This is a genomic window from Virgibacillus sp. DJP39 (genome assembly GCF_049310925.1).
Lineage (GTDB): Bacteria > Bacillota > Bacilli > Bacillales > Amphibacillaceae > Virgibacillus_F.
This window is the reverse complement of sequence record NZ_JBMERP010000116.1, coordinates 1-8,186: the sequence shown is the minus strand read 5'-3', so window position 1 is coordinate 8,186 and position 8,186 is coordinate 1. Positions and strand designations below refer to the sequence as shown.

General features: G+C 33.8%; 11 protein-coding genes and 1 pseudogene. 4 read left to right on the top strand and 8 right to left on the bottom strand.

The genetic code is table 11. The features are described 5' to 3' along the window. Positions 1-183 precede the first annotated feature (183 nt). From ACOI1D_RS20245 to ACOI1D_RS20230, 4 genes are all read left to right on the top strand, one after another. On the top strand, positions 184-378 hold the full coding sequence (locus tag ACOI1D_RS20245) for a hypothetical protein (protein WP_422503858.1): 195 nt from the start codon (positions 184-186) through the stop codon (positions 376-378). A gap of 48 nt (positions 379-426) precedes the next feature. Further along, complete coding sequence (locus ACOI1D_RS20240) at positions 427-618, top strand: hypothetical protein (RefSeq protein WP_422503856.1); 192 nt, start codon at positions 427-429, stop codon at positions 616-618. A gap of 249 nt (positions 619-867) precedes the next feature. Next, positions 868-1,233, top strand: coding sequence for a hypothetical protein (locus ACOI1D_RS20235; protein WP_422503854.1), 366 nt, complete (start codon positions 868-870; stop codon positions 1,231-1,233). A 472-nt stretch (positions 1,234-1,705) separates the two neighbouring features. After that, on the top strand, positions 1,706-2,056 hold the full coding sequence (locus ACOI1D_RS20230) for a PadR family transcriptional regulator (RefSeq protein ID WP_422503852.1): 351 nt from the start codon (positions 1,706-1,708) through the stop codon (positions 2,054-2,056). A gap of 72 nt (positions 2,057-2,128) precedes the next feature. Here the strand turns inward: ACOI1D_RS20230 and ACOI1D_RS20225 are convergent, their stop codons facing one another. The 8 genes and pseudogenes from ACOI1D_RS20225 to ACOI1D_RS20190 all read right to left on the bottom strand — a co-directional run. Further along, a complete protein-coding gene (locus tag ACOI1D_RS20225) occupies positions 2,129-2,476 on the bottom strand; it encodes a VOC family protein (RefSeq protein WP_422503850.1) in 348 nt (115 codons plus the stop codon). 376 nt (positions 2,477-2,852) lie between these two features. Then, positions 2,853-3,073, bottom strand: a pseudogene (locus ACOI1D_RS20220) (helix-turn-helix domain-containing protein). Between the two features lie 11 nt (positions 3,074-3,084). Next, positions 3,085-3,567 (bottom strand): DUF2975 domain-containing protein, encoded by a 483-nt coding sequence (locus ACOI1D_RS20215; protein ID WP_422503849.1) that lies wholly within the window; start codon positions 3,565-3,567, stop codon positions 3,085-3,087. A gap of 229 nt (positions 3,568-3,796) precedes the next feature. Beyond that, positions 3,797-5,032, bottom strand: coding sequence for an MFS transporter (locus ACOI1D_RS20210; RefSeq protein ID WP_422503848.1), 1,236 nt, complete (start codon positions 5,030-5,032; stop codon positions 3,797-3,799). A 164-nt stretch (positions 5,033-5,196) separates the two neighbouring features. Continuing rightward, positions 5,197-5,418 carry a GNAT family N-acetyltransferase gene (locus tag ACOI1D_RS20205; RefSeq protein ID WP_422503846.1) on the bottom strand — a complete coding sequence of 74 codons (222 nt, stop codon included), beginning with the start codon at positions 5,416-5,418 and terminating at the stop codon, positions 5,197-5,199. A 54-nt stretch (positions 5,419-5,472) separates the two neighbouring features. Next, positions 5,473-5,736 (bottom strand): hypothetical protein, encoded by a 264-nt coding sequence (locus ACOI1D_RS20200; protein WP_422503844.1) that lies wholly within the window; start codon positions 5,734-5,736, stop codon positions 5,473-5,475. Between the two features lie 56 nt (positions 5,737-5,792). Beyond that, positions 5,793-7,601 carry a M3 family oligoendopeptidase gene (locus tag ACOI1D_RS20195; protein ID WP_422503842.1) on the bottom strand — a complete coding sequence of 603 codons (1,809 nt, stop codon included), beginning with the start codon at positions 7,599-7,601 and terminating at the stop codon, positions 5,793-5,795. A 68-nt stretch (positions 7,602-7,669) separates the two neighbouring features. After that, positions 7,670-8,186, bottom strand: a 517-nt coding sequence (locus ACOI1D_RS20190; protein ID WP_422503841.1) for a GNAT family N-acetyltransferase, incomplete at its 5' end; no start/stop codon positions are given.

Genomic DNA, 8,186 nt, shown 5'->3' with positions numbered 1-8,186 from the left:
ACCTGGGATTTTCGTTTTATTTGGACTTACTTGTGTTACTTATTTAGTTAGTTTTCTTTTAATGAAACTTCCCAAAAGCAAAAAGCTAATAGAACAGTAATTATTATTCAACAAACGGGTGCGATACTTCAAGAAGTATCGCAGTAAAGTTGAATAAAGAAAAATAATTTAGGGGGATTTATTTTGTGGAAATTTGTAGTGATATTGTTTCTGTTACTGATTGGAGGAGCAGGCGGTATTGGTATAGTTAGCCTTTTTGAAGGTAATGAAGTATTTACTGGTTATGTTGCAGGTATAGCAGCTATGATGGGGATGATTGTCTTATTACTTGTATTTATAGTCGCACAATTAGATAGTTTAGAAAGAAACAAAGACTAAAGCTTTTCACTAAAGGGTGCAGTAATGTTTAATAAAGGGGGATATAAAATGGATCTAAAAATTGAGTATTATGTTCTTGCTTTGCTTGTAATTTCGTTTGGGTTTTTCTCTACTGTTGCTGGGTTCTTGGGTGGGACAAGTGAGGCGTATAGAGACTTTTTACTCACTATTGCAGTAGTTCACTTTGTCATGTCAAAACTAATAACTATAAAAAAGAATAAAGGGCAACAAGAACAATAATTTGTTTTATTAACGCGTGCAAGAATCGAAGATGCCGAGCGGACCTTAATCAAAGGTCCTATTTTTTCGGAGAAAATAAATAGAATTTTATGTTAAAATAAATATGGGAGATATTGTGCTAACGTAGCAGGTTAGTGGAACAAGGAATATTGTAGTTAAAGTAAAGCTTGAAACAATAATAATCACATTATAAAAAGGAGTGGTATTATCAAAAAGAAAGTTGGATTTTATAGCGTTATTGTCATTGGTATGACGGTATTACTGTATTTAATGACTTCTACCATCGAGGAAGCAAGATTGGCAATGGAGAGAGCGGCAAACCCACAAATCCCACTCTTGAAAATGAGTTTATGGTCGTTTTTGTTTGGTATCTTAATTGAGTGGAAAGGGTTAAAGAATATAATTCTTAAAGGTAACTTCAAAGTAAATTGGCTTGTAGTTCCCTCGGTCTTGTTGGCAATCATAAGCTTTATTCCTAGGATGTATTGGGTCAAGTGGTTTAGTATCGACATTCCGTTTTTTATAGAAATGTTTTTATTAGCGGAAACTCAAATTCTTCTTACAGCATTATCGGGAATTTTGTTAGTTCGGTCTTTTAACGGAAAACAAAGTTGAAGTTATTGAACTAAAGGGTTGCTTATGTTTTACAAACGAATAAATGATATATAGGGGTGTTTAACACCAATGAGAAATGTTTTTATAATATTGATTGTGTTATTTTTGTTTGCACAAATATTTGATTATGAACCGTTACAAATTATTTTTGTAGATATTTACTCATTTATTAGTCATTTTGCCTTTTCTATTATTATTGGTTTTGTTTTTTTCGGTTTTACATTTTTTTGGTTTAGAAAAAAATGATATATATCTGCCCTCGGTATTAAGAATTCCACAAGTAATTCTAAAGGGTGCAATTGTTGAAGAAGGATTTGAGACGAAATGTCTTTTTCTTATTGTACTAAAGAAGCAGGATAGTTGAAGAATGAAAGGCTGTCATAATGGCAGTTTTTATTTTATATATTTTTTTGAAGGAATACCTTGTATTATATAGTAATATAATACATGGTGAATTCGGAGGTGAAAAATGATGGAAATTAACAAAGAGGTTTTAAAAGGTCATATTGATACATTGATTCTGTCGCTATTAGATACAAGGGATATGTATGGCTATGAGTTAGCCAAATTAGTTCGTCAAAAAAGCAAAGAACAATTTGAATTAAAGGAAGGCACGCTTTATTTGTCTTTGAAACGATTAGAAAAAAATAAATGGATTGAATCTTACTGGGGTGATGAACAAGGACCAGGAGGAAGAAGAAAATATTATAAACTTACTGATTTAGGTATGGATGGATTTAAGGAAAAACGAAAAGAATGGCAATTTGTAAAAAAAATTATTGATTCATTTTTAAAGGGGGAAAAAAATAATGAAACAAATTGATGAGTTTGTTGATTCGATATATGCCAATGTTAGTGGCAAAGAAGCAAAAGAATTAAAAGAGGAAATGCACTCTCATCTGATTGAAGCAGTGCCATAATCATCTAAAGGCATAAGTGCTTGCCCACCTTCATTGAGTTTCTGATATAGATTGTCAAGTTCTTCTTCCGTATCACAAGTCACATATATGGAGAACGAAGGCGTAAAGGAAAACTGATGGTTTATATTACTGTCAATGCACATAAATTCTTGTCCTTTTAAGGTAAAAACAGCTTGCATTACAGTTCCTTCTTCCCCAGGTTCATTAGCTCCGTATCGAGTAATTCTGGTGATTTGAGAATCCTCAATAAGTGATGTGTAGTAATTCATCGCTTCTTCTGCCTTGCCATCTTGAAACATTAAGAATGGTGTCACCTTTCCCATTTTAAATCTACTCCCTTCCACATCTTTCCTCTAAGTATAATTCAATTCGTATGTAACATCCATTCGTCTACTAACCTCCTAGTTTAGCGTAAGTTGTGGCTACATGTTTTACAAGTGTAGCAGTAAACGAAATCATGGCAATCTTTATGTTAAAATACACCGATAATAATTATACTTTCAATTGCCCTTTCCAGTTTTACTTTTCATTTCATAAGGACATCTGAGTGAATTTTCATTGCATGAATGGCGGATGTTCTAATAGAAGGAAAGCTTGTCCCTAGTGTGCAAATACACTAGGGACAAGCAATAAAACACCTAAATATTCGTCGAGCAGACCGTATGACCAACATTATGTATTAAAGAAATCCGTTCTTAGTTATTCTGACGCATCTTCGTCTCTTTTGTATTCCAGGATATCCCCAGGTTGACAGTCCAAAGCCTTACAAATAGCCTCTAAAGTTGTAAATCGAACTGCTTTTGCCTTTCCATTTTCAATATAGAAAGGTTAGCCATTGTTATGCCAACCCTCTCCGTAAGTTCTGTCACACTCATTTTCCTTTTAGCCAGCATCACATCAATATTAATTATAATTGCCATTGTTTTTCACCTCAGACCGTTAAATCATTTTCAGATTTTATATCGATGGCATTTTTTAATAGCTTTTGTAGAACAGCAGCAAAGACTGCAATCACCAGTGAAGCAAAAATAATGATCATTCCGATTAATATTCCTGGTGCGTCATCTGCCTTTGTAAGTAGATATAAGAATGGCATCTCTATAATATACAAAATAATAATTGTAATTGCACAGTATTTTATATTCTTTAAAGCCTTTACAGATAGTTCAGAGAAAGCTTCGTTCCTGTCAATTAAGTTTAAAAGTTTGAAAGTCTGATACAAAGCAACGAAAAACGGTATCATTGCTGCGTACATTCCTATTAATAAGGGATATTGCAAATTAGCAAGCTCAGGAAGCTGCCAATACGGGGAGTTTGGGTCAAACCTGGACAACCCATATACGCATACAGCGAGAACTAGGAGTCCCATAAGAATAATAACTGTTTTTAAAAAGAGGGTTGATCCTCGTTTCATGAAAAGCACCTCGTTTAATTTGATGTGTTAATACTACCATATGATTTATCGTTTTACAATAAAAATTTATCCCTACTGCATTTACTGCTCTGTAGGTATGAAAATTGAGTGACACCAATTCTTGTGGGAATTCGAATGTATATATAAGAAGAGAAGGGTTACTATTACTATCGTTTGTGGTTTAGAAAAAGTGTCGCAAGATTTACTATTTCCTTCAATAATACTTAATTTAAGTCTCATTAGCTTTTTCAAGAACTTCATTCGTTTTGTACTGTTTTTTTGAAAACATAAAAGTGATATAAATTAATAAACTAGTAAAGATTAACAATACAAAGATACTTACCAAAAGTACTCGTACAGAATGGGTTTCTAGCCACGCACCTAAAAATAATAGAGATACAAAAGCACAGAGACTCTGCACTGATTTAGCAAAACCAGTTACCCGGCCGACAAATGCTTTTGGCGGAGTAATTTGAATAAGCGTATTAAACATCGTAAAACCAATCTGAAAAGCTGCCCCCATTAAAAAAACACTAATTGTAGCAAATGGGACAGTTTGACTGAATCCGAACAAAATAAAGGGCACAGCCATTACGAGAATTACTAATGGAATTAGTTGTTTACTTTTCAACCAATCTGATCGTCTACTAATCAGGAAACCTAAAACCATAGCTCCAAGGGCGTACCCTCCATCAATAAACCCTAATGCGTTAGCACCTTCGTTTAATTCCTGTTTTACAAAGACACCGACAGCTAGGTTATAGATATGAACGAACACAGCTGGAAGAAGTGACAAAAAAACATAAAACAGTAAACTCTTTTGTTTGATCAGAAGGGTGAAACCCGCATTCAGGTCTCCCCAAAACTTTCGTTGTTTAAAATTTCCAACCCGTGGAGGAGTATAGCCTCTTCTACAATAAAAAATAAAAAATGCAGCTACTAAAAATGTTAAAGCGTTTATTAGCACAACGTTTATAGATCCAAACAATGCAACAAATACGCCACCTAAACCAGCCCCAGAGAGTTTTCCTACCTGAATCCATACCTGGGTTAAAGCATTAGCTCGATACATATTTTTATCATCAACTATTTCTCTAACAAACCCGGCATTTGCTGGAATAAAAAAAGAAGTTCCTATTGCATTAAATAATTGCATAATATATATTACAAAAATGTTTAATTCACTAAACCAGTAAACTAGAGGTACAATACAAATTGCTAAAAAACGAAAGACATTGGAAAGAATCATTAGATATCTTCTATCATATTGATCAGCTATTAATCCACCAAACGACGCTAAACACATTAGCGGGATAAAACTTATTGCAAGGGTAATCCCAACTTGTGTTGGCGATTGGGTCAGCTCAAGAATTAGCCAAGTTATTGCGATAAATTGCATTCCATTACCTATTGCTGAGATTACAGATCCTAGTAGATAAAAAATGTAAGCACGGTTTTTAAACATAAATGTCCCCTTGTCTTGCAGAAGTTTTTTGTATATTTCATATGTATTATTTAATTTAGAAGTATTAACTCGGTAGTTTTCAAAATTAGTTATATTAGCTCCTAATACTAAAAATAAGTTTTCAAGTTCAATTAAGGGCTACTCAAACTACCACCCTTCTATTATCAATTTATTACTTTCCCCATTATAACTTGTAAACTTTCATCAGATATAACAGGAGCATCACTTTTAATCAGTTCCCATCCTTTATTATTATAAAAGTTAATGGCGGGTCTATTTTCAACTCCGGTTGTTAAGAGAGAGTTATTATGTTTGATTTGATCTATAAGAGTATCGTGTAACTTGCTTGCAATTCCTAGACGTTTATAAGTAGGATTTATAGCCATTTCGACAAACTCGAAACAATTACATAGCCAAGTATTGACTTCAGCCTCTGATAACTATGCAGAAATCTTTTCTCGATAAAACTGTGTTGGTAAACTTGTGTAACCATAAGCAAAGCCAATAAGATTGCCTGCTTTATCTTTTGCTTTCATACCTTTGAATCCATCATAGCTTATATGTTTCCTTATATTTTTCACAGCATTATCTTTATTTTCAATAGAAAAGTTTTTTTCTATAAATGTCATACAATATAGTTCTGCAATATACTCTAAGTCACAGTCGTTGTCGTTAAACTGAATGATTTCTATATTTTCCTCCATCAAAATCCCCCATACTGTTTGATACTTATAATCATCCTTTTAATAAATTAAAAACTCTACTCTTCACCACATTGTTCAGATAGGTATATGAATTCTTCTGCATCTTTAATGCACAATTTAAGCCCTTTTTCCCAAAATGCCTCGGATCTAATATCATCTCCTAAATGTTTCATCACTAAATCTTCCACTGTCATGCTTCCTGAATCACGAAGTAAAGCCAGGTATTCCGGTTCAAATTCTTTTCCTTCTTCTTTAGCCTTTGCATATATACTAAGGGAAAATAAGTACCCGAATGTATATGGGAAGTTGTAAAATGGTGACTTGGTAATATAGTAGTGAGGTGTCCAAATCCAAGAATGTATTGGGATAGTAGCAATAGAACCCTTATATCCTTCATTTATTGCTTCTCGCATTAGTTCATTTAATCGTGATGAAGAAATATTCCCTTCTTTTCTTTCTTGGTAAAAATTCTTTTCAAATAAAAACCTGGAATGAATATTCATGAAGTTCATCACACTGCGTTTTAACTTTTCATCTAATAAAAACAAACGCTCTTCATTTGATCTTGCCTTTTCTATCGCTGCATCTAACATCAACATTTCTGAAAATGTCGAAGCTGTTTCGGCTATACTCAAAGGATATTGTTTATTTAACCCTTCAACAGATTTCATTGCATGATTGTGGAAAGCATGTCCTAGTTCATGCGCTAGAGTTAACACATCCTTAATAGTGCCTCCATATGTCATAAATACTCTTGATTCTCCTGTAAGAGGGAACCCTGCACAAAATGCAACCGCTGATTTATTTGGACGGTTTTCTGATTCTATCCATCCCTTTTCAAAAGCTTGTGTAGTGAACTGTTCTATTTCTGGTCCAAATCGACCAATGTGCTCAGTTACAAAATCAACAGCCTCTTTGTAATTCATTTGTTGTTTGCTCTCTGTAATAGGTGCCCAAAAATTATAAGAGTTGAGTTTTGTTTCACCAAGCATTTCAGCCTTTTTATTTAGATAATTTATAAAAGGTTGCTTGTACTTATCAACTGCTCTCCACATTGCATTCAAGGTTTCTTCTTTCATGTGGTTATCCAATAACGGCTCTTTCAGGACATTTTCAATCCCTTTATTTTTATAAACTTGTAATCGGAATCCAGCTACATGATTAAGAATCTTGGCGAACAATTCCTCTTTCTGTGTCCAAACATCTTCTAATGCCTTGTGCGATTCTTTACGTACCTCTTCATTAGAGTGCGATCTTAAGTTTATTGCCTGCCCTACTGACAATTCATTTACTTTACCGTTGATTGGAACATAAACTTTTATATCACTAACTAGTGCATTATAAAATTGACCCCAAGCATGATAACCATCAACCATTAGATCAGACACTAAATTCTCTTCATTCTCAGGTAATTGCAATCGACCTTTTTCTCGCCACTCATTTAATATGAATTTATAATTTCTTAATTCATCAGTATCTAACAATGCTTCCCACAAATCTTTTTCTATATTTATAAGGATCTTTTGTGTTTTATGTACAACTGATTCAAAACTAGAGCTAATTGATCCTGCTTTACCCTGGAGTGAGGCAGCTCTCTGATCCTTTGGGTTTTGAGCTAGCAAACAAGTGATAAAGGAATTGGCTTCGGATAGATGAGTTCTAATGACACTGATATATTCAATTAATTCTGCAACCTTTATTGAATCATCAACATCTTGCGGAGTTTGAAAACATGCTGCTTTACTTTTAAATTCGTTAACTTTACCTACTAATTCTTCTATGTGTTTATGTAATTGATCCGATTCACTTCCACCTGGAAATAATGTATCTAAATCCCATACTTCCCGATACTTAATATCTTTCATCATTTTCTCCTCCACCCGTAAATATGAGCTTTTGAACCACTGCTTGTTTAGTTCATGAACCTGTCAGTTTAATTACGATATTTTTTGCCATCTAACTTAAGAATATAGGCAACGTTGTTTTGATAATCTTCTTGGAGAATTCCATAAACAGCACAGTCTTTGTATTGACTCTTAGCATTGCGAATCATATGTCTAATCTTTCCTTCCTTTTCCATCCCAACTTTACTCATTATTTTTCCGGAAGCGGGATTGTCGATGTTGTGTGCTGCAGATATTTTGTGAATATTCATGTGTCTAAAGCCAAATTCCACAACCGCTCTTAACGCTTCAGTGCCATATCCCTGATTCCACCATTTGTATCCAAGTGAATAACTTACCTCACAGTTTTCAGTGGCACTGTCAAAATTATATAAATCTATTTCTCCAATTAGTTCACCGTTAGCTTTTAGTTCAATTCCCCAGTAACAAAATTCTTTACTACCATATTGGCTTACACCTCTAGCCACCCTCTCAATTGTTTCCGAAACTGTCTTATGTGCTCTGTTAATTCTATTATTAGCTACCCGTTCGTCTGAAAGCCAATGG

Bases quoted from the DNA above. Each gene is read 5' to 3' on its own strand.
- ACOI1D_RS20240 (WP_422503856.1), top strand. From the start codon at position 427: ATGGATCTAAAAATTGAGTATTATGTTCTTGCTTTGCTTGTAATTTCG.
- ACOI1D_RS20235 (WP_422503854.1), top strand. From the start codon at position 868: ATGACGGTATTACTGTATTTAATGACTTCTACCATCGAGGAAGCAAGA.
- ACOI1D_RS20230 (WP_422503852.1), top strand. From the start codon at position 1,706: ATGGAAATTAACAAAGAGGTTTTAAAAGGTCATATTGATACATTGATT.
- ACOI1D_RS20225 (WP_422503850.1), bottom strand. From the start codon at position 2,476: ATGGGAAAGGTGACACCATTCTTAATGTTTCAAGATGGCAAGGCAGAA.
- ACOI1D_RS20215 (WP_422503849.1), bottom strand. From the start codon at position 3,567: ATGAAACGAGGATCAACCCTCTTTTTAAAAACAGTTATTATTCTTATG.
- ACOI1D_RS20210 (WP_422503848.1), bottom strand. From the start codon at position 5,032: ATGTTTAAAAACCGTGCTTACATTTTTTATCTACTAGGATCTGTAATC.
- ACOI1D_RS20205 (WP_422503846.1), bottom strand. From the start codon at position 5,418: ATGGCTATAAATCCTACTTATAAACGTCTAGGAATTGCAAGCAAGTTA.
- ACOI1D_RS20200 (WP_422503844.1), bottom strand. From the start codon at position 5,736: ATGGAGGAAAATATAGAAATCATTCAGTTTAACGACAACGACTGTGAC.
- ACOI1D_RS20195 (WP_422503842.1), bottom strand. From the start codon at position 7,601: ATGAAAGATATTAAGTATCGGGAAGTATGGGATTTAGATACATTATTT.